General features: G+C 41.3%; 22 protein-coding genes. 5 read left to right on the top strand and 17 right to left on the bottom strand.

Features of this window, described 5'->3' with window-relative positions; translation table 11 throughout:
* Positions 1 to 12 precede the first annotated feature (12 nt).
* The 4 genes from V8G47_RS01650 to V8G47_RS01665 all read right to left on the bottom strand — a co-directional run bounded on the left by V8G47_RS01650 (position 13) and on the right by V8G47_RS01665 (position 2,384).
* On the bottom strand, positions 13 to 1,140 hold the full coding sequence (locus V8G47_RS01650; protein WP_336198559.1) for an MBL fold metallo-hydrolase: 1,128 nt from the start codon (positions 1,138 to 1,140) through the stop codon (positions 13 to 15).
* A 126-nt stretch (positions 1,141 to 1,266) separates the two neighbouring features.
* The gene (locus V8G47_RS01655; protein ID WP_336198720.1) at positions 1,267 to 1,563 is read right to left on the bottom strand and encodes a rhodanese-like domain-containing protein; all 297 of its coding nucleotides are present in this window, start codon (positions 1,561 to 1,563) and stop codon (positions 1,267 to 1,269) included.
* Between the two features lie 37 nt (positions 1,564 to 1,600).
* A complete protein-coding gene (locus V8G47_RS01660) occupies positions 1,601 to 1,942 on the bottom strand; it encodes a rhodanese-like domain-containing protein (RefSeq protein ID WP_336198560.1) in 342 nt (113 codons plus the stop codon).
* 187 nt (positions 1,943 to 2,129) lie between these two features.
* The gene (locus V8G47_RS01665; protein WP_336198561.1) at positions 2,130 to 2,384 is read right to left on the bottom strand and encodes a hypothetical protein; all 255 of its coding nucleotides are present in this window, start codon (positions 2,382 to 2,384) and stop codon (positions 2,130 to 2,132) included.
* Positions 2,385 to 2,737: 353 nt separating this feature from the next.
* Between V8G47_RS01665 and V8G47_RS01670 the strand changes: the two genes are divergently transcribed.
* Positions 2,738 to 3,418, top strand: coding sequence for a response regulator transcription factor (locus V8G47_RS01670; RefSeq protein WP_336198562.1), 681 nt, complete (start codon positions 2,738 to 2,740; stop codon positions 3,416 to 3,418).
* Positions 3,415 to 4,818 (top strand): sensor histidine kinase, encoded by a 1,404-nt coding sequence (locus V8G47_RS01675; protein WP_336198563.1) that lies wholly within the window; start codon positions 3,415 to 3,417, stop codon positions 4,816 to 4,818. Before V8G47_RS01670 ends, V8G47_RS01675 begins: the two co-directional genes overlap by 4 nt.
* 37 nt (positions 4,819 to 4,855) lie before the next feature.
* On the opposite strand, the gene V8G47_RS01680 is transcribed toward V8G47_RS01675, so the two are convergent.
* From V8G47_RS01680 to V8G47_RS01735, 12 genes are all read right to left on the bottom strand, one after another.
* The gene (locus V8G47_RS01680) at positions 4,856 to 5,776 is read right to left on the bottom strand and encodes a DUF1002 domain-containing protein (RefSeq protein WP_336198564.1); all 921 of its coding nucleotides are present in this window, start codon (positions 5,774 to 5,776) and stop codon (positions 4,856 to 4,858) included.
* 242 nt (positions 5,777 to 6,018) lie between these two features.
* Positions 6,019 to 6,795: a sulfite exporter TauE/SafE family protein gene (locus tag V8G47_RS01685; protein ID WP_336198565.1), complete on the bottom strand. Its 777-nt coding sequence runs from the start codon at positions 6,793 to 6,795 to the stop codon at positions 6,019 to 6,021.
* 67 nt (positions 6,796 to 6,862) lie between these two features.
* The gene (locus V8G47_RS01690; protein ID WP_336198566.1) at positions 6,863 to 7,990 is read right to left on the bottom strand and encodes an MBL fold metallo-hydrolase; all 1,128 of its coding nucleotides are present in this window, start codon (positions 7,988 to 7,990) and stop codon (positions 6,863 to 6,865) included.
* 23 nt (positions 7,991 to 8,013) lie between these two features.
* Positions 8,014 to 8,586 carry a sulfurtransferase TusA family protein gene (locus V8G47_RS01695; protein ID WP_336198567.1) on the bottom strand — a complete coding sequence of 191 codons (573 nt, stop codon included), beginning with the start codon at positions 8,584 to 8,586 and terminating at the stop codon, positions 8,014 to 8,016.
* 48 nt (positions 8,587 to 8,634) lie between these two features.
* Entirely contained in the window at positions 8,635 to 9,114 is a 480-nt protein-coding gene (locus V8G47_RS01700) for a DsrE/DsrF/DrsH-like family protein (protein ID WP_336198568.1), read from the bottom strand.
* Positions 9,115 to 9,163: 49 nt separating this feature from the next.
* Positions 9,164 to 9,391: a sulfurtransferase TusA family protein gene (locus tag V8G47_RS01705; RefSeq protein WP_336198569.1), complete on the bottom strand. Its 228-nt coding sequence runs from the start codon at positions 9,389 to 9,391 to the stop codon at positions 9,164 to 9,166.
* 74 nt (positions 9,392 to 9,465) lie between these two features.
* The gene (locus V8G47_RS01710) at positions 9,466 to 9,726 is read right to left on the bottom strand and encodes a metal-sensitive transcriptional regulator (RefSeq protein WP_336198570.1); all 261 of its coding nucleotides are present in this window, start codon (positions 9,724 to 9,726) and stop codon (positions 9,466 to 9,468) included.
* Positions 9,727 to 9,909: 183 nt separating this feature from the next.
* Positions 9,910 to 11,163 carry a M24 family metallopeptidase gene (locus V8G47_RS01715; protein ID WP_336198571.1) on the bottom strand — a complete coding sequence of 418 codons (1,254 nt, stop codon included), beginning with the start codon at positions 11,161 to 11,163 and terminating at the stop codon, positions 9,910 to 9,912.
* Between the two features lie 130 nt (positions 11,164 to 11,293).
* On the bottom strand, positions 11,294 to 12,253 hold the full coding sequence (locus V8G47_RS01720; RefSeq protein ID WP_336198572.1) for an ArsA family ATPase: 960 nt from the start codon (positions 12,251 to 12,253) through the stop codon (positions 11,294 to 11,296).
* Positions 12,254 to 12,272: 19 nt separating this feature from the next.
* The gene (locus V8G47_RS01725) at positions 12,273 to 12,527 is read right to left on the bottom strand and encodes a cory-CC-star protein (RefSeq protein ID WP_336198721.1); all 255 of its coding nucleotides are present in this window, start codon (positions 12,525 to 12,527) and stop codon (positions 12,273 to 12,275) included.
* Positions 12,528 to 12,600: 73 nt separating this feature from the next.
* A complete protein-coding gene (locus tag V8G47_RS01730) occupies positions 12,601 to 14,340 on the bottom strand; it encodes a carbon starvation CstA family protein (protein WP_336198573.1) in 1,740 nt (579 codons plus the stop codon).
* A 203-nt stretch (positions 14,341 to 14,543) separates the two neighbouring features.
* Complete coding sequence (locus tag V8G47_RS01735) at positions 14,544 to 14,948, bottom strand: sporulation protein (RefSeq protein WP_336198574.1); 405 nt, start codon at positions 14,946 to 14,948, stop codon at positions 14,544 to 14,546.
* A 133-nt stretch (positions 14,949 to 15,081) separates the two neighbouring features.
* Between V8G47_RS01735 and V8G47_RS01740 the strand changes: the two genes are divergently transcribed.
* Entirely contained in the window at positions 15,082 to 15,423 is a 342-nt protein-coding gene (locus V8G47_RS01740; RefSeq protein ID WP_336198576.1) for a YckD family protein, read from the top strand.
* 63 nt (positions 15,424 to 15,486) lie between these two features.
* Here the strand turns inward: V8G47_RS01740 and V8G47_RS01745 are convergent, their stop codons facing one another.
* On the bottom strand, positions 15,487 to 16,506 hold the full coding sequence (locus tag V8G47_RS01745; RefSeq protein WP_336198577.1) for a threonine aldolase family protein: 1,020 nt from the start codon (positions 16,504 to 16,506) through the stop codon (positions 15,487 to 15,489).
* 227 nt (positions 16,507 to 16,733) lie between these two features.
* On the opposite strand from V8G47_RS01745, the gene V8G47_RS01750 reads away from it, so the two are divergent.
* Both V8G47_RS01750 and V8G47_RS01755 read left to right on the top strand, forming a co-directional pair.
* Positions 16,734 to 17,990, top strand: a complete 1,257-nt coding sequence (locus V8G47_RS01750; protein WP_336198578.1) for a helix-turn-helix transcriptional regulator — start codon at positions 16,734 to 16,736, stop codon at positions 17,988 to 17,990.
* A 258-nt stretch (positions 17,991 to 18,248) separates the two neighbouring features.
* Positions 18,249 to 19,481, top strand: a complete 1,233-nt coding sequence (locus V8G47_RS01755) for an aminopeptidase (RefSeq protein WP_336198579.1) — start codon at positions 18,249 to 18,251, stop codon at positions 19,479 to 19,481.
* Positions 19,482 to 19,503: the final 22 nt, after the last annotated feature.

Here is a 19,503-nt window from a genome sequence, read left to right on the forward strand (position 1 = left end):
GTATAAATCTCATCAGCGCACGGCACATCGATTTGGGCCTGTTTCCATTTCACGTTTTTCATCTTCACCAGGATTGATTTTACCCATATTCGTTTCACGGATTTTCTCATAGCTGTTTGGTTGTGGAGGGAGGTTTTCTGTGACTGTTTTCCTGAATTCCTCTTCATCCTTTATGTTCAAACCGTGATTCTCTTCATATAAGTCTCTCAGACGATGTGAGATTGACCCGTCATCATTCATTTCACCTATCGACATATAGTGAGCTGGCAGGACAATTAAGTCATCATTAAGGTTTTTATATCTAGAATATAATGTTTCCCGCAAGTCCCCTACCCAGTCCTCTGCTTTACCGGCTAAATCAGGTCTCCCTATGGAATCAATAAATAGAATGTCCCCAGTGAGTAAGTAATGGCGATCGACGATAAAAGAGGTACTTCCGATCGTATGTCCTGGCGAGTATACTGCTTCGATCATTGTATCCCCCACCTTGATGCCAGTTTCATCCTTGACTTCTTTATAGGTGTACTGGACTTCTTCGGCATCTTTCGGTGGCAAATAATATGGTGCATCAAATTCGTTACTTAAGGATCGGCCACCGGAAATGTGATCTGCATGGAGATGAGTATCCAGTACTGCTTTTACTGATAGATCGTGGTTTTGAATGAACTTCTTATAAGGATTTATCAGGCGGCTGGGATCAATGAAAGCAACCTCGCCTTTTGATACAATTCCATAAGATAAGCACCCTTTCCCTATCCGTATGAATTGATAAAGGACACCCCCAGACACATCACCGATTTTTACAGGCTCTAGGTATTCGCTCCATGCCTGCATACCGCCTTCAACTGAATAGATATTATTCATTCCTGCACCAGCAAGCATCTCAGCCGTTTTGGTCGAAGAGTTCCCTTTTGCGCAAATGACATAAATGGCTTGATTTTCTGGTAAAATGGATTGAACCGATTCTAGATTATCCTTTAACTCTGAAAAGGGTTTGTTGATGATCGTAACGTTTTTCCCTTCCACTTTCCAATCGTCAAATGCGTCTTTGGGACGAACATCCAGAATGAACATTCTGTCTCCATTCATGATTTTTTGGGTAAGTTCCCCTGCTGTCAAGTTCTTCACTGAAGTTGTCATACCATATCTCCTCCCTTAGATTTATTCTTTTCTCATCGTATTTACATTATCCTAAAATTCCACTTTTAAACCTGTAGGGGTATTCGTTTTCGAGAAAAGCGCAATATAAGGAATCGAGGAATAGTCTTACTCAACTTTACCTTCCCATGCAAGCATGCCGCCTTCCATGTTGGTGACCTCATAGCCATGATAAGCGAGAAACTTCACGGCACGGCTGCTTCTGCCCCCTGATTGACAGACTACGATGTATTCTTTTTTCTTATCCAATTCATTCATACGAAATTCCAACAGTCCTAAAGGAATATTGGTACTCGTAGGGATTTTCCCATTCAGTACTTCAGCCGGCTCACGTACATCGATCATATTAACTTGCTCCCCAGCCGATAATCTCCGCTTTACTTCATTGCTCATAATCGTTTTCATATAAAATTCCTCACTTTCAATAATGGTTTTCATCAAACTAACGGGACCAGGAATTCATTCCACCCTTAACGTTCGTTACAGAGGTGAATCCTTTCTTTTTAAGAAGTTTGCATGCATTTGCACTTCTCATACCACTTTGACAAATGACAATGATTTCTTTGTCTTTGTTTAGAGTATCAGCGGTTTGATGTAAGGATTGTAAAGGCATATTAGTAAATTGTTTAATATGACCGTGATTGTATTCCCCTGGTGAACGTACATCGATGAATTGCCTGTTCTTATCTCCTAAAGTTGTTTTCAATTCACCTGCAGATATTTGCTTGATATTCTTACCTGGTTTCTTGATCAATACATACACATAAATAAGGATAACTAACATGATTAATCCGAAAAATTCCAACATAAGCACCTCATTTTTTGATAAATAAGGACATTGTCCAACTGCTTTCTGATTCTACCATATACCCCTATAGGTATAATGTCAAGGAACATGTCTATTATTATTTACGGTATTAACTTAAAAAAAATAAAAAACCGGCTCAATAAGATGAGTCGGTTTGATCACTTTACCAATAATAATAGTAGCGTTTATGGGGACCTTTAAACGGGGTGTTCACGAGCTGTCCCCCAAGAAACCCCAAGCCCAGTCCAATCAATCCCGCACCGATGGGGTTTATACCATACCCATAACCACCTGCCGGACCATAGGGGACAGGACCTAAGCCCGCCTGTGGGTATCCTGGTGGCGGATAGCCCTGGGGACCGTAAACTTGCGGTGTGGTATAAGGTCCTTGAATATAGGGTGTGTTTTGAGCTCCCACAGGACCATATCCTTGTGCCCCACTAAGATAATCCCCTCCGTTCCCAAGATTAGGGAAAGAGCCTGAGTTAAAAAAGGGCATTAAATTCTTTCTGTATATGGTACTCCTATCATACATGTTCGTCACTCCTCTTTATTAGCCTATTATGAAAAGGAAAAAGGGGAAGGGCAAATGTCCCTGTTTTCGTAAAAGTATAGGACAAAGCGGCATAAGTTCATCCTGTCTGTTTTACATGTTAAAATGATGGAAGATATAAAAATCGAAAAAAACTAAAATCTCACAAATAATTCACTATTTTTATCTATAATAAAATTTGATGCAATTTCTACGTCATAAGGCTGGGTGTGAAGATGATGAAAAAATGGAATGTACTGATCGTTGATGATGAACCGGAAATGAGACAGCTGGTCACATTGTACTTAAACAAGGAGAATTATTTCTGTATAGAAGCCGAAAACGGATTGGCTGCTCTTGATCAATTGAATAAAACACATGTTGATCTGATGATCGTAGATATCATGATGCCATTCATGGATGGTTTCCGACTACTTGAAGAAGTAAGGGAGAAAAGTCAAATCCCCTTCATATTCTTATCTGCCAAGGGGGATGACCTGGACAAGGTAAAGGGGCTTAAACTTGGTAGTGACGATTATATGGTTAAACCCTTCAACGCTGAAGAGCTTGTGGCACGCATTGAAACCATTCTAAGAAGATCTTATGGTGTACAGACACGTTCCATGGTCGAAAGGTTTGGGCCTGTTTCATTTAATTTAGCATCAAGGACCGTGTCCGTCGGTAATCTTACTCCCCGTTTGACTTTAAAGGAATATGAACTTTTCTTATTTCTCGCACGCAATCAAGGACGGGTGTATAAAAGGGATCAACTTCTGGATCAAGTTTGGGGAAGGGACTACGAAGGAAGTGATCGAACGGTTGATACCCATATAAAAACATTACGGCTGAAATTAAAAAATCACGGGCAGTTGATCGAGACGGTATGGGGACTTGGTTATAAATTTGAGGGATCTCTTTGAAAAACATACACCTTACCCTCAATAAAAAAGTCTCTATCCTGTTGTTAAGCAGCTTATTCTTAACGATTGTCTTTTCGTTTCTTTTCATTCACTATCTCTACAAAGACCTCTATATAGGGACCGTGAAGGATTCACTTCTATATCAGGGGCAGAGGACCGCAGCCCACTATCATTATGGGGAGGTAAGCGGGAATATCAAGGACAAGATCCTCTGGTATAACGTCATCTCACCCTATGAAGTATCGGTTGTGGAAAACCTTGATGAATTGGGTAAGAGCTTCCCTTATCTAATTGATCAAAAGCCCCTCATCAATCGCATGGACAAAAAAGAATTGGCGAGTGGCAATCATGTCATGAAAGAAGGATATGTCGACGAGTTCAATCGGAAAGTGATAGGGGCCGTCTTTCCACTTATGAATGAAGACAAGTTAATGGGATATTTGTTCATTTACATCCCTCTTGCTGAAATGACGGAAGTATTCAGCAAAGGCATCCCTATATTAGTATTGGCAGGAGTCATGTTTTATTTCGTGCTATTTTTAGTCATTCAGTCTTCACTTGATTCCTTATTCAAACCTGTCAGGGAAATGCAAAGGTTCTCTAATCAAGTGGCCAACGGAAACTTTACGGAGCGTCTGGAGGTCACCACTAAAGATGAAATGGCTGAATTGGCACTGACCTTCAACAGTATGGTTGACTCTTTACAGCACCAGGAGGATCGTAAGAGGCAATTCCTTTCGAATGTCGCCCATGAGCTAAGGACCCCCCTCACGTACATCGGTGGGTATGCAAAAGCTTTGACCGACCGGGTTCAAACCAACCCGGAGGAAATAGAAAAAAGTCTACACCTGATTCAAAAAGAGTCGGTGCGGATGCAGAAATTAATTACGGAACTTCTTGAATTAAATAAATTGGAAGATGCTGCATTTTCATTGGATATTGAACCGATGGTGCTGTCCCAATTCATTATGGACTCTTTAACACTGATCCGTCCGCAAGCAGGATTGAAGCATATTGATATTAAACATACTTTAAATGAGGAATCTATCATTAACGGAGATCCAAACCGGGTGATGCAGGTATTTTACAATATTTTGGACAATGCCCTGAAATATTCACCGGAAAGAACCTCTATCTCCATCCACTCCTATGAGAAAGATGGTAAGGCGGTTGTGAAGATTAAGGATCATGGGATTGGAATTCCCGGAGACTCACTATCACAAATAGGTGAACGATTCTACAGATCTGATCTGTCGAGGACAAGGAACACAGGAGGATACGGACTTGGTTTATCCATCGCCAAAGAAATCATGCACAAGCATAATGGTTCCTTCTCCATTGAAAGTGAAGAAGGCAAAGGAACGACGGTATATCTAACGTTTCCTTTGCTGGAATTATAAAAGACTGAGTCACCCGACTCAGTCTTTTATCTTGTCATTATCCAAATAAGTTTTTGATTGATTTAAAGAAATTCGCAATTGCTTCTAATAACCCGGTAAAGAAATCTGACACTTTCTGTCCGAAACCTTCATCGTTCACAATATCCTTAATAGTCGTTTGGATATCCTTCGTTAAGTCATCCAGCTGCTGTTGAACATTATCAAAGTTTATATCAAGGGATCTCATCTTTTCAAATAGATCAATCAACAACTGACGATCCTCCGGACTTAGTTCAATGTTCAATGATTGGAGCTTGTCTTCTACGATCTTCTCGACTTCCTCTTTCGTCGCAGGATCTTGTTCAGCAATTTCCTTCTTGATCTCGGTTAGCAGTTTACTGACTTCTTCCTTATCAATTCCTGACTCTTTCGCGAGTTCAGTAGCAACGGATAATTCTTCATTGGCCACTTCCATCCGAACCGTATCAAGCTTCTCTCCACTCACGTCATACGCTTTATAAATACCTACCAAAGCCGAATGACCGCTCACCTTAACCGGGGAGGCAACATCCACTACTGCATTTTCGACTCCCGCTGTTAATAGTGCATTTGAATACATGGAATTCGTAACCTCGGTAATATTCTCCGGTGTCACAATATTAACCTTCAATCCTTCACCCTTTTCCTTACGGGTGATCATGGCAGAAGAGAACATGCGGGCGTTCCTGTTTTCTCCGTCAATATATTTCACTAGATCCTCACCAGTGGCCGTAAACTCCTCCACTTCAGTTCCCTCATCCATACCCAATTGTTTTTGAACCTCTTTTTTTTGCTGGCTGGAGAGTGTTTCTCCATATACAACGATGGGCAGTCCAAATTTTTCATTAATGCTTGCTTTTTCATTATCTGCGGCCGATGCCGGTTGAAGTCCGCTAACCATTAATGAACATAGTAAAATGATTCCAATAAGCTTTTTCATGTGTATTCTCCCTTTTTTTCATGATGAATAAAATCTCAGAACACATCCATTCTTACATTGTACCGGTACTCATGAATATGTTCATCCATCCAGAGTCTTATTTCTATCTATCCATTAGACGAAAGAGACCTTCAGAAAGTTACAAGCCCCATTGATACATTACCACAAAAAAAAGCTTAGCTCCATGTACCACGATTCTTCTTCTGTAAGAAGAGTCACGGTATACAGTGCTAAGCAGCATTCTAAAGGATATCAATCCAGATCTTAATAGCCGTTCCTAAAATCAATAGAGCTAATATCGTTTGTAGAATTTTGGTGTTCATTTTCTTTCCTGCCATCGCTCCGAGTGGAGAGGCAATCAGACTTGCCACTACCATGATCATGGCTGGCAGGTAATCCACTTGCCCGGTGGTGATTTTCCCGACAGTCGACCCGATGGAAGAAATCAATGTAATGGCAAGAGAGGAAGCAATCGTCATTCTCGTCGGTATTTTCAGCACAACAAGCATGATCGGGACTAATAGAAAGGCACCAGCTGCACCAACAATACCTGCACCTACTCCCACGATGAGCGCCAGTATGCCAGCGAGCCATTTATTAAAAGAAACATCTTCCAGCTTCACATCATCTATCCCATTCTTAGGGATGAACATCATGATGGCTGCAATGAGAGCAAGAATACCATACACGATGTTAATTCCCGCTTCACTCATGAATTTTGAGCCATACCCTCCAATGAAACTACCGATTAATATACTTATCCCCATATACGTAATGAGTGATTTATTCAGGTAGCCCCCTTTACGGTATGCCCATACTCCGCCAAGCGTTGCAAAGAACACTTGAACGGCACTGATGCCAGAAACCTCATGGGCGGAAAATGTAGCTACTCCCAATAAAGGTGGAATATATAAGAGCATTGGATATTTAATGATACTTCCTCCGATTCCAACCATTCCTGATATATAAGAACCGACGAAGCCGATTAGAAATATGGTTATAATAAATGCCAAATCCATCGTGAGCCCTCCTCTTCTAGTAAAATGGGAACCGCTCATGCAAGTTCCCATTGAAAATATTTATATATTATCGAACAGCACAGCGATTTGGTCCGATTTCCATCTCACGCTGCTTTTCTTCATCCGGCGTCACTTTTCCCATATTGGTTTCACGTATTAGCTGATAAGCATTCGGTTGTGGAGGCAGATTTTCAGAAACAAGACTTCTGAATTCATCTTCGCTCTCAATGTTCAGTCCATGATTCTTGGCATATAATGTGCCAAGTTTCTCACCTACAGAACCGTCCTCATTTAATTCATCGATAATCATGAAGTGAGCGGGTAAAACAGTCAGATCCATGGAAAGATCTTTGTAGCGTTTGTACAGACTCTTTCTTAAGTCCCCTACCCAATCTTCTGCTTTTCCGGCAAGATCAGGGCGTCCGATACTATCAATAAATAAAATGTCACCTGATAATAGATATTTCTCATCAATCACGAATGATGTAGAACCAATTGTATGCCCTGGTGAGTATAGAGCATTGATATCGAGGGTTGTGCTCCCGATCTGGACTTTATTACCATCTTCCAGTGCCCTATATTCAAATGTAACCTCTTCCGCATCTTTGGATGGTAACCAATACGTTGCTCCGGTTTTTTCTGCAATGGTACGCCCACCAGAGATATGATCAGCATGTAAGTGAGTATCAAAAACATTTGTGACCTTTACATTTTTTGCTTTAGCGAACTCGATGAACACATCGGCCATACGTGTGGCATCCACGATCGCCGCTTCACCATTTGATAGGACCATGTAGGAAAGACAGCCTTTACCCAGACGCACAAATTGATAAAGCTCTCCACCGTTTGATAGGTCCCCTACCTTAACCGGCTCTAAATGTTCACTCCAAGCCTTCATACCGCCCTCCAGATAAGAAACGTCCTTCCCCTCATCTGAAAGCATTTCCGCAACCATGATAGAAGACCCTTCTTTAGCACAGACCACAAGGATATCTTTTTCTTCAGGTAGTTTATCCAAGATTTCTTCCACACCGTCTAAAAGGTCAAAATAAGGAATATTCAAGTAATCAACGTTTTCACCTTCGATTTTCCAATCTTCAAATGCATCCACATTACGGACGTCTAAGATGAATAATTCTTCTTTTTTCATTACTTTTTGTGCTACTTCTTTTGAATTCATTGGTTTTACCGCCATTATTTGACCCTCCTGAAAATGAATTATTTAATATCTGACTCCAAGTCTCCAGACCAATCGCTCATACCTGGTACCACATTGAATACATTCGCAAATCCTTTTTCACCTAATTGTTGAGCTGCCATGTCACTTCTGTTTCCTGTACGGCATACAACATAAACTTCTTTATCCCTATTCAATTCATTCATACGGGTTTCAAGTTCCCCGAGAGGGATCGAAACAGCACCCGGAATATGGTTGAAGGCATATTCCGCTTTTTCTCGGACATCCAGAACGATCACATTTTCATCGCTTAATTTGCCTGCTAATGTGGCGTTGTCGATAACAGCCTCATGTTTACGTTCAACTGTCTCTTCACCGCTTGATTTTCGGAGGAAATGCTTAAGGACGTCCCCTTCTTCGATTGTCCCTAGATAATCATGTCCGGAACTCTTTGCCCATGCTTGAAGATCTGCCTTTGAGCCTTTGTCCGTAGCCTGAATTTCAATCACCTGCCCTGCTTCCAGGTTATTCATCGCTTTTTTTGTTTTTACAATCGGCATCGGACAAGCGAGTCCTTTTGCATCCAATACGAAGTTTGATTCAAGATTATTCATATAGAAACCTCCATTTACCTCATAGGGTATATTTATTTTCAAAAAAATTTAAATGAATAAATTTACGTTTCCATTCTCGGCATTTGCTAAATAAGCAGCTACCCCTGCGTATTCGATTTCTTCCAATAATTCATCTTTGTGTAACCCCAACAGATCCATGGTCATGGTACATGCAACCAATTTAATTTCCTGTTCTCTTGCCATGTCGATCAAATCAGGCAGAGGCATGGCATTATGCTTTTTCATGACACCTTTGATCATTTTTGGACCCATTCCCATAAAGTTCATGTTTGATAACCCCATTTTATCAGCTCCACGAGGCATCATTTTCCCAAACATTTTTTCCATGAACCCTTTTTTAACGGGTACCATTTCTTCTTTTCTTAAAGCATTCAATCCCCAGAACGTATGGAAGATCGTTACTTCATGATCATATGCCGCAGCACCGTTGGCAATGATATAGGCTGCCATCGCTTTATCGTAATCTCCACTAAATAAAATAATATTGGTTGTTTTTCTCTCTGACATTGTGTTCCCTCCTATTTACTACAGGGGGTATATTCCCCCTTAAAAAAATTTAGCCTTTTTTTATCCAAAATGTAAATACATCATTTTCTTCATTCGAATCGAGTAATTCATGTCCTGTAGATTTAGCCCATGCTGTAAGGTCACTTTTTGCACCCTTATCTGTTGTTTGAACCTTCAGGATTTGACCGGATTCAATTTCTTTAATAGCCTTTCGGGTTTTTACGATTGGCATTGGACAAGCAAGTCCCTTTGCATCTAATACTTTATCTGCGTTCATGTGTGTTTCCTCCTCGTATTTTAATACCCATAAGGGTATAATATATAATATAAAAAAAGATGTCAACCTTTTTGTTATCGACTTTTCACTAATAAATTTACCGCTTCTTTCACGAGTGCTTCTGCACTTTCACCGGATTCATGGGAGTCCCTGACACACTCAACGAGATTCATACTAACAATTAAACCTACGGATCGGTCAAGAGCTGTTTTGGCTGCGGAAAGCTGCGTGATGACTTCTTTACAATCTTCCCCTTGCTCCATCATTCTTACAATCCCCCGGAGCTGCCCTTCCACGCGTTTTATTCGATTCTTAATTTGTGCATTGTATTCCATCAAGACACCTCCTGTTGGCTTGTTGATTTCTTGCTACATTCCTTATAATATACCCTACTAGGTATTAAGTCAAGGGGAGAATCGTATTTTTTCAAAATGATCATTATTAGGAGGCAGGGGCATATAAGACTGATTACAATCATTCTGTGCAATCAGTCTTATTTATCTAGTAAGGGAAACTGATTAGATCAGATAAAACGTGGTTTGCCTTTTCGCCATATATTCCAGTCGGTGCTGAATGAATGCAACCGGCTCCTCCAGATAGATGGGGATGATTTGATCCCACTCAGGAATATATTGTTGTATATTGAACTCCAGTGCATAACAGGTATTGGCTGTGAGGGGCAGATCGCCTTTTATGGGAATATCACTTTGTTGATCATATAGGCCGATTAAGGCACCGGCTTCATGACAGTGATACCCTAATGGATGAGAATACAGCATCGCCTCGATTTCTTCCTCTCTTGCCTTTTTCATCGCTCTTTGAAACACTTCATTCCCCGTTCTTCCGACTTTCATTTCCCTGGTTATGATATCCTCGAACCTTAAGGCGGTTTGTAATGCAGATTGAAGTCCTTCAGGAGCTTCTTCCTCACCTGGATGAAGGACATATGCAAGCTGTTGGGTATCCGTTGCAAGGCCCAGATATCGAATACCAAAATCCACATGCACGATATCTCCAAAACGAATAATTTCTCCCTCAATTCGATCCATCACCGAACCCTTTCTTTGCAAATCCACCGTAGGATAAAAGGAGGTATCCATCCCTGCGTCTAACACCCGTTGTCGTATCCATTCAACAACATCTTCGGTAGTGGTGATCCCAGGATGAATTACTCTACGGGATAACGCTTCTTCCGCAATCATCCTCCCAAGCTCGGCTATCGCAGGATATGCCACTAGTTCCTTGGTGGTTCTGATGGATAGCCAATCCACAATGACATGTTGAGCAGACACAAATTTATGTGAGTGCTCGTCTAACAGCATGCTCAACTGCTGATAGCAGGAATGACTCAAACCATCCGCTGCGGCAAATGTCGATGAATAATTCAATGCGATCGTATCAGGATTGCACTTATCCACAAGACGTTTAAGGCATTCCCATTGATCACACTCTTCAGGATTCCATGCTCTTTCATAAAACGGCTCAAAATTCGGATTGGGATGCAAAACCCATTTTTTCAGGTGTTGGCCATCTTCCAAATAAAATACAAGGATGGTCAATCTTCTCGAACCGTCAACTGAGGTCGGGTAAAGACTCTTCAGGACAGGATCTTCATTATATTCCCTCCCTGCCGTGATCCACATGTCTACCTTGTGTTTTTTCATTAAAGCAGGTAACAGGGTATTCAGACGATGAAACAACCAGCGATTTTGGGTTTCTTCCCTCTTTTTTAAGGGGAGAATGGCAGATAGATATTTATTCTCGCTTTCCATGTGAACGACTCCCTTGTTTTATTGATCATTACACTTTCGACAAAATCATCTATTTTCCCTTCCCAACGCAAAAATGACCATTGAAGAACTTCCCCAATGGTCACTCTCACTAATATGTATACCTTCCGAATCAGTAGATTCCCTCTTCTTTGTAAATGGCTTTTTGAAGATGGGATGCAAATCCTTCCAGATGGGAAAGCGTACAGATATCTTCTTCTAACAGAGGGACCTCGTATAGTGATTGGTCTGTGAATCTTTCTTGCATCATACGCAGGTAGACTTTTTCCTGATCTCTTCTTTTCTGCAAGAACTCTCCATCCGCTTGTTTCGGCAGGATTTTATTCACAATCAGCCCACCAATATTAAGTGAGTGGGAGGACATCAATTCAATCGCTTTTTCTGTTTCAAGAATCGGCAGTCTTTCTGGTATAAGAACGAAAATAAAACCTGTCTTTTTCCGGTCAAGCAGAATCCCTCTTACTTTCGAAAACTTTTCCCGGCGTTTTTGGAGGATATCGTAAATGGGGTCCTCAACCGGTTCACCATCATTCAAAAGCTGGGAATAATTTTTATTTGTTTTCTTTCTTCTCTCAAGCATTCCATCCATCCACACTCCCATTAATTCCGGTAGAGATAATAGTCGGATCGTGTGTCCTGTAGGGGCTGTGTCGAAAATGATTTTATCATATTCATTTCCTTCTTCCAGGATGATCGAAACGATCCTATCAAATAAGGCAGCTTCTTCCGCCCCTGGTGCTGAAGCAGCCATATCGATTTGACGGTGGACTTCACTCACCATATTGGACTTTACCATCCCTTTAAGATTCCCTTTCACCCCGTTGATGTATTGACGTGTTTCCGCATCTGGATCAATTTCGATCCCCCATAGATCGTCCGATAACGGAATCGCATACCCATTGATTTCCCTGTGAAATATATCCCCAAGGTTATGAGCGGGATCTGTTGAGACGATCAGCGTTTTCTTCCCCATCTTTGCAAACATGACGGCCAGTGCAGATGCCGATGTCGATTTTCCGACTCCTCCTTTGCCCCCCACAAATAGAATGGATTGATTCAGTAAATCATTCATGAATTCCCTTCCTTTCGTTTTAGCAACATCTGATTCCATCCAGTGGAGAATGTTCCATCCCCATTCTTAAATGCCAATCATGAAATTTTTCGATCATATATGGATAGAGTTCCAGCGTGTAATAAAATACAGGGTTGGGTATCCCAATCATATCCGAATAGAGCAGCAATAAGAATAAATCCTCTTCGTCCCTCAATTCCCTGGCGATTTCCGTTTTGTGAGGAAGACGGATCATATCATCATATAATTTCATTACCTTTTTGAATTTGTCCATGATGGTTGTTTCCAAGTGATCCCTCCTTCCTACTAAAAAGGGGACCCCGATTTGAGTCCCCTTACTTCCATGCTTACACCGAGAACTGAGAAGGATCATCACCTTTTTTAGAAAGGGAAGATGCTGCTGTAATGAGAATCCAAAGGGTAAAGATTAAGATGATGCTTCCAAATATGAATAAAAGCATATTCCCTTCCGATTCCCCGGCTCCTGACCATTCAAAAACAACCTGGTTGATCATTGCCCAAAGCGTCATAAACATGAGAAACAACATCGGGATCAATGTAGCCAGGTAATTTCTCCCCTGTCGCTTGAGCCATATTGTTATCAGAAGTAGACTGATCCCTGCCAGCAGTTGATTCGATGTCCCAAATAAGGGCCAAAGGAGATATCCACCTGATCCGAATCCTTTAGGGCCCTGAGGCAATAATGTCAAAGCCGCACTCGATACCACTGCAATCGTAGTCGCAACGTGTGCGTTAGTTAATGAAAGTACTTTGTACTCCTCTCCCAATTCAGAAATGATATATCGCATCAGACGAACGGATGAATCCAGGGTTGTGGCCGCGAAGCTTACAATGATGACGGAAACGATCGTTGCGGCAATATCCGCCGGAATCCCTACTCCTGTGGCAAGTTGTCCTGCGCCTTGAATGAACACGCCCAATCCCGCTCCACTTGCTGCTGCAAATCCACTGTAGGTAGCTTGGAATTCTTCCACGTTAGGGAAAAATGTAATACAGGCAATGATGGCAATCAGGGCAAGTGCCCCTTCCCCTACCGCTCCTAAATAACCGACGAAGCGGGCATCTGTTTCCTTGTTCAGCTGCTTTGAAGAGGTACCGGATGACACCAGTCCGTGGAAACCTGAAATCGCACCGCATGCAATCGTAATAAATAATAAAGGGAACCATGATACATCTGCAGATCCATTTGTCATCGGTGCAGTGATCTCTGGATTAGTGAACAGTAGCCCGAGATACAGCAATCCGAGACCCGCGATCAGTTGATGTGAATTGATATAATCACGAGGCTGTAATAGTTTCCATACGGGAAGAATGGAAGCTATGTACACGTAAATCATCAGAATAACGATCCACACAAGGAAAGCCATGCTCGTGGAGCTTAAACCAAATAATGAAGTCGCTTCCTGCCCACCGAAATATCGGACCAGATCGATTTGCAGAAAATCTACACGGCTTGCGATGACCGCTGACGCGTACATGACACCAAGTGCCACGATTGACGGTATTAACATGCCCCCATTACGTTTGTAGACGGAATATCCGATCCAGACAGCCAGCGGAATCTGAATAAACACTGATAGAACACTTGCCGGGAACGTGATGAATAAATTCGCAATGACCCAGGCAAAAACCGCATTAACCATTAACACAAGAATTAAAATAATGAATAAAAAAAGTACTTTTGCCCTCTTTCCTATCAACTTATTGGCTAATGAGCCAACGGATTGTCCTTTATTTCGAACCGACAACACCAAAGTCCCGAAATCATGGACTCCTGCAGCAAACACGGTACCGAAAATCACCCATAGAAAAGCAGGAAGCCATCCCCAATACACGGCTATAGCCGGTCCTACGATAGGAGCTGCACCTGCAACTGAAGTGAAATGGTGACCCCAAAGGACAAATTTATTCGTTGGTACGAAGTCGACTCCGTCTTTATACTGGTGAGAAGGTGTCACGTAGTTCGGATCGAGCCTGTACACTCTTTCCGCAATTAGGGTTGAATAATATTTATATCCTACGAGAAACACGATACCCCCTATGACCGCTAACCAAATTCCTCCCATCAAACTCCTCCCTTATCCAATGATTTTTACATACATTAGATTTCTGAATTTTTTGAATGTATGCGCTTACTACATTTTACATTGGGTTTTTATGGATTTCAATAAGAACTTAGTACTCTTTGGTATCACATTCATCACTCCTGTATCCATAGAAACATTCAAAAAAGACCGATTCACTTGGGGAATCGGCCCTTTTCCTTAAATCATCGGACAAGTATGCTGTCCTCATCTGTGGGATCGACCGCTTGGGGTATATCCACCGTTGTCCTTAAAATGGTTTCTTCCGTATCAGTCGTTTTAGGGTGTCTTGCATCTGTAGGGAATTCAAATGGAATCCTTTTTTCCTCCCCAGCCTTAATCGTCCCTATACTGTCCAGTGTGATCGTATTTAAATCCTTCTCATGATAAGAAAAATCACTATCCTGTTTATCTTCTTCATATTTTAGGAGAAGTAATAGTTGAATTTCATTCACCGGCTGATCGGCCATCCCCCCCTTTAAGACGACATCCCCCCTGATGTGGTCGCCAGGTGAAATTTCTGTCGTGTGCACAATGGTATCCACCTTCACATGGCCTATCCCGATACTTGACAAAAACTTATTTAACATTGATCAAAACCCCCTCATCCTGTTTCTACTCCTTGTTATACTAGCAATACCTCCGCCGATTCGTCCACTCTTACATATTCTTCTAATACACTGCAAAGAATATAAGAGAATCTTCAGGAAGGAGGAAATAAAAATGAAAAAAATAGTGGTATCAATTGCAGCTGCCCTCATCATCAGCTTTGGATTCAGTTCCATCGTCTCTGCAGAAGGTCAACCTCAGGGTCAGACACCGGGACAAAAGGTGAATCTGACAGAAGACCAAAAAGCAGAGCTTGGCAAATTGCACGAACAGATGTATTCGACGAAAAAAGAACTTGTGAAGAAATACGTCGAGTACGGTGTCTTTACCAAAGAACAAGGCGACAAAGTGCTGAACATGATGGAAGCTAAGCATCAAAAGCTAAAAGAAAATGGTTATATGATGAGATGGCACCCACATCCCCATCATGGAAAGCAACTTGATCACAAAGAATAAGGGTGGAAATAGGGCAAGTCCTGCCCTATTCCGTTTCCTGAACCACCCACAGGAATCGATTGGCTAAAATTGAGCCTTAAGTATCCGGGAAACTTCCACTATGTCCTCCATAGAGACATCATAATGAGTCGTGAAGCGGACCAGTGTCGGTCCAAAAGTTACGGCCAATATTCCTTTTCTCTCTAAATCTTCTACGAATTGTGATGCTGTCATTCCTGTGCCGGATACATCAGCCACTACAATATTAGTATCCACTTCATTGATGATTTCAATCCCGTTACATGTTCGAAAGGTTTCTTTGAGGATTCTTGCTTTCTCATGATCTTCTGACAAACGTCCTCTCATCTTGTTCAAGGCTACCAATCCTGGAGCCGCAATCACCCCGGCTTGTCTCAGTCCCCCGCCCAAACGTTTTCTCCACTTTCTAGCTTTCTTAATAAAGTTCTTGTCACCTGCAATGATTGAACCTACCGGTGCGCCCAAGCCTTTCGATAAACATATTTGAACGGTATCACAGTGATCCGTAAACTCCTTTACGTCCCTACCACTTGCAGCAACAGCATTAAAGAGCCTGGCTCCATCAACATGCACCGGAATGGAGTGTTTCTTGGCAATGGTATGGATGGCTTGCATGTTTTCCGGTGAAACGATTGCCCCTCCCGCACGGTTATGGCTATTTTCCAGACAAATCAAACCCGTTTCCGGAAAATGCTGATCCTCCGTACGAATTGCAGCTTCTATTTCACCAGGGTCCATTTCTCCATTGGTCCCTTTAATCGTCCGGGTTTGAACGCCTGCGAAAGCCGCAACTGCCCCGGATTCGTAGTAAAAGATATGCGAATCCGTTTCTAATAAAATTTCATTTCCCGGTCTGGTATGGGTCAATACGGCAATTTGGTTCCCCTGGGTCCCGCTTGTGACGAATAATGCTTCCTCTTTCCCAAGAATACTGGCTGCTTCCTTTTCTAGTCTTAGGATAGTAGGGTCTTCACCATACACATCATCCCCCACTTCAGCCTCATAAGCTGCCCTTCTCATTTCCTCCGTTGGTTTTGTTACCGTATCACTTCGTAAGTCAATCACAATGACCATCCTCCTCTATAACTTTCACCAGATTCATTATAACAAAGGATATTTATCGGTGAATCATTATGACTTAAAACCATTCAAGTAACCAAAATACCTCCTTTATACCCATTAAAAAATATAATTATAGGAATATTCTAAATTATTAAGCTTCGTTTATGTTATTATGTTAAATATTCTGTTCCATAGGTTGGAATTTTATATCCTAAAAGGAGAAGAATCATATGAAGATTGGTTCTAAGATTCGTTTCCACAGACTTAAACAAAAGCTAACACAACAAAATTTATCTAAAGGCATCATTTCAATCTCTTACCTTTCAAAACTGGAAAATAACCAAGTGACACCTTCAGATGAAATCGTACATTTGCTATGCGAGCGACTGGGTTTAAATAATCAAGTCGACCGCCCTAACCATTTGAATGAACTTCTCGAAAAGTGGAATCATGCATTACTTTGGAATAAGGAGGATGAAGCACGATCCATTCACGAGGTCATCCAAAGGGATCTCGATCAAACCGATGATCTAACCACCCATTTCTTTTATAAAATTCTCTGCTTCCGGGTTCAATTAATAAGGGGAAATCTAACGGAAGCTTTCAGTCATTTGGGAGATATTCAGTCGAATTATAAGGAACTTTCCGACAAGCATAAATTTTACTTTCATAAATATAAAGGAAATTATTATTATCTAATGAAGGAATACGAAAAAGCCAAAGGTGAATTAAAAGAAGCCGAAACTTACTTTGTGCTTGGAAATGTTGTAAATGAAGAAGAAAGGGCAGATTTATTTTATCTATTCAGTTTAGTCCTGACACGTTTACACATGTATCGTTTAGCCATTTACTACGGGGAAAAAGCCCTCTCCATTTTTCAGGGGGTTTATTACCAGAAAAGGTGCGCAGAGGTCCATTTATTGTTGGGAATCTGCTATCGGAGAATCCGGAATGATGAGGACGCCTTAAAACATTATGACTGGGCTAACTTCATTTCTCAGACCATTCAGTATACATCTTTACAGTCCAAGATCGAGCAAAATTTCGGATACCTTAAATCTTTTATGAATGAAAGCGATGAAGCCATCCAGCATTTTGTGAGAAGCATTGAATTAAAGGATTCGGACGACGAAGGAAAACTCTATTCGATTCTTTCCCTTGTCAAAGAGCATTATAAACTGAATCAACATTCAAAAGTCCAATTCTGGTTACCAAAAGGATTGGAGCTTTGTTCAAAAGAAAGATATCCCGATAAATTCTATCAATTATCTTATTATCAATTTGCACTGAATGAATTTCCTAGTGGATTTGAGAATTTCATGAAGGAGTATGCATTGGCTTACTTTAAGAAAAACGGCTCTCTTCTATTATATGCTGAGTATTCTAAATTCCTTGGCCAATATTATCAAAGAATTAGAAAATACAAACTTGCTGCATTCCACCTAAATGAAGCCAATAACATTTATGAAGAAATGCTGCCATTATAAGGAGGTGGTTAAAAAATGAAAAAGCTGAGAAAGATATTGATCATCACCAGCCTCACAGCCATGGCCCTTTCCGGCGTGATCGTCATCAACTCAAACGAAGAAGAATTCCCGCCGTTCTCAACTAAACTATAAACATTTTCAGGACTGGCCCAGTTATGGACCAGTCCTTTTTATATTAAAACATGAACTTAATCAATGAAATTTTCTGAAAAAAGAGATATAGTTATGATTGAATACATATATAAGGGGGATTCACAAATGAATCAAGCATTTGAGAGAAACTTAGGAAGATATGCAGATCTGATCGTAGAAGTCGGATTGAATCTGCAAAAGGGACAGGAACTGATGATATCAGCGCCTATTACAGCATATGAATTTGTTCGTCTGATTACAGAGAAAGCATACGATGCAGGAGCACTGAATGTGTTAACGGATTTCTATGATGATGAACTGAAAAAGATCCGCCTGGAGAAATCTGCCGAAGAAGGATTGAAAGCGTTCCCTGAATGGAAAGCAAAGGGATACATTGAGATGGCAGAGAACAATGTTGCACTGTTGAACTTAGCTGCCCCGAATCCTTCTCTTTTAAGGGACTCAGACCCTACGCGTGTCGCTATGTTGAACAAAACCTCTGCAGAAGCAATGAAAGACTTTTCAGCTTATATCGGAGGCGGAAAGATCAGCTGGTTGATCGCTGCTATACCAACAGTGGAATGGGCTCGAACCGTTTTTCCCGATCTTTCGCAAGAAGACGCTTTCACCAAACTGTGGGAGAACATCTTTTATACAACCAGAACGGATCAGGAAAATACCGTTGAGTTATGGGAAGCGCATATCGATAACCTTAACAAGAACGCCCACCGTTTAAACGAAGGAAAGTACAAAAAGCTTCATTATAAAGGACCGGGAACAGATTTGACCATCGAATTCCACCCTAAAACAAAATGGATCAGTGCCCAATTCACCAATGATAAAGGCATTCCTTTCGTCCCGAACCTCCCGACGGAAGAAGTGTTTTCGATTCCCGATAAATTTGGGGTGAACGGTGTTGTATCCAGTACAAAGCCACTTAATTATAGCGGCACCCTCATCAAGAATTTCTCGTTGACCTTCAAGGAAGGGAAAGTCATTGATTACACGGCTGAAGAAGGCTATGAAACGTTGAAGAACTTACTCGAAACGGATGAAGGTGCATCATATTTGGGTGAGGTGGCATTGGTACCGCACGATTCCCCAATTTCCAATACAAATATCGTTTTCAACAACACCCTTTTTGATGAAAATGCTTCTTGTCATATTGCATTGGGCAGGGCTCTGTCTGTATGTGTTGAGGATGGTAAGACGATGACGCCTGAACAGTTACAGGAAATTGGCTTTAACGAAAGCATGATTCACGTGGACTTCATGATCGGCTCATCACAATTGGATATTGACGGTGAAAAGGCGGATGGTACGATTGAGCCGATTTTTAAAGCTGGCGATTGGGTTTAATTTTTAATTTTAATGGCAGAAT

The sequence above is a fragment of the Rossellomorea sp. LJF3 genome, assembly GCF_037046045.1.
Taxonomy (GTDB): domain Bacteria; phylum Bacillota; class Bacilli; order Bacillales; family Bacillaceae_B; genus Rossellomorea.

Excerpts from the sequence above, each read along its gene's own strand:
- V8G47_RS01650 (WP_336198559.1), bottom strand. The coding sequence starts at position 1,140 with ATGACAACTTCAGTGAAGAACTTGACAGCAGGGGAACTTACCCAAAAA.
- V8G47_RS01655 (WP_336198720.1), bottom strand. The coding sequence starts at position 1,563 with ATGAAAACGATTATGAGCAATGAAGTAAAGCGGAGATTATCGGCTGGG.
- V8G47_RS01660 (WP_336198560.1), bottom strand. The coding sequence starts at position 1,942 with ATGTTAGTTATCCTTATTTATGTGTATGTATTGATCAAGAAACCAGGT.
- V8G47_RS01670 (WP_336198562.1), top strand. The coding sequence starts at position 2,738 with ATGAAAAAATGGAATGTACTGATCGTTGATGATGAACCGGAAATGAGA.
- V8G47_RS01680 (WP_336198564.1), bottom strand. The coding sequence starts at position 5,776 with ATGAAAAAGCTTATTGGAATCATTTTACTATGTTCATTAATGGTTAGC.
- V8G47_RS01685 (WP_336198565.1), bottom strand. The coding sequence starts at position 6,795 with ATGGATTTGGCATTTATTATAACCATATTTCTAATCGGCTTCGTCGGT.
- V8G47_RS01690 (WP_336198566.1), bottom strand. The coding sequence starts at position 7,990 with ATGGCGGTAAAACCAATGAATTCAAAAGAAGTAGCACAAAAAGTAATG.
- V8G47_RS01695 (WP_336198567.1), bottom strand. The coding sequence starts at position 8,586 with ATGAATAATCTTGAATCAAACTTCGTATTGGATGCAAAAGGACTCGCT.
- V8G47_RS01700 (WP_336198568.1), bottom strand. The coding sequence starts at position 9,114 with ATGTCAGAGAGAAAAACAACCAATATTATTTTATTTAGTGGAGATTAC.
- V8G47_RS01705 (WP_336198569.1), bottom strand. The coding sequence starts at position 9,391 with ATGAACGCAGATAAAGTATTAGATGCAAAGGGACTTGCTTGTCCAATG.
- V8G47_RS01710 (WP_336198570.1), bottom strand. The coding sequence starts at position 9,726 with ATGGAATACAATGCACAAATTAAGAATCGAATAAAACGCGTGGAAGGG.
- V8G47_RS01715 (WP_336198571.1), bottom strand. The coding sequence starts at position 11,163 with ATGGAAAGCGAGAATAAATATCTATCTGCCATTCTCCCCTTAAAAAAG.
- V8G47_RS01720 (WP_336198572.1), bottom strand. The coding sequence starts at position 12,253 with ATGAATGATTTACTGAATCAATCCATTCTATTTGTGGGGGGCAAAGGA.
- V8G47_RS01725 (WP_336198721.1), bottom strand. The coding sequence starts at position 12,527 with ATGGACAAATTCAAAAAGGTAATGAAATTATATGATGATATGATCCGT.
- V8G47_RS01730 (WP_336198573.1), bottom strand. The coding sequence starts at position 14,340 with ATGGGAGGAATTTGGTTAGCGGTCATAGGGGGTATCGTGTTTCTCGTA.
- V8G47_RS01735 (WP_336198574.1), bottom strand. The coding sequence starts at position 14,948 with ATGTTAAATAAGTTTTTGTCAAGTATCGGGATAGGCCATGTGAAGGTG.
- V8G47_RS01740 (WP_336198576.1), top strand. The coding sequence starts at position 15,082 with ATGAAAAAAATAGTGGTATCAATTGCAGCTGCCCTCATCATCAGCTTT.
- V8G47_RS01750 (WP_336198578.1), top strand. The coding sequence starts at position 16,734 with ATGAAGATTGGTTCTAAGATTCGTTTCCACAGACTTAAACAAAAGCTA.
- V8G47_RS01755 (WP_336198579.1), top strand. The coding sequence starts at position 18,249 with ATGAATCAAGCATTTGAGAGAAACTTAGGAAGATATGCAGATCTGATC.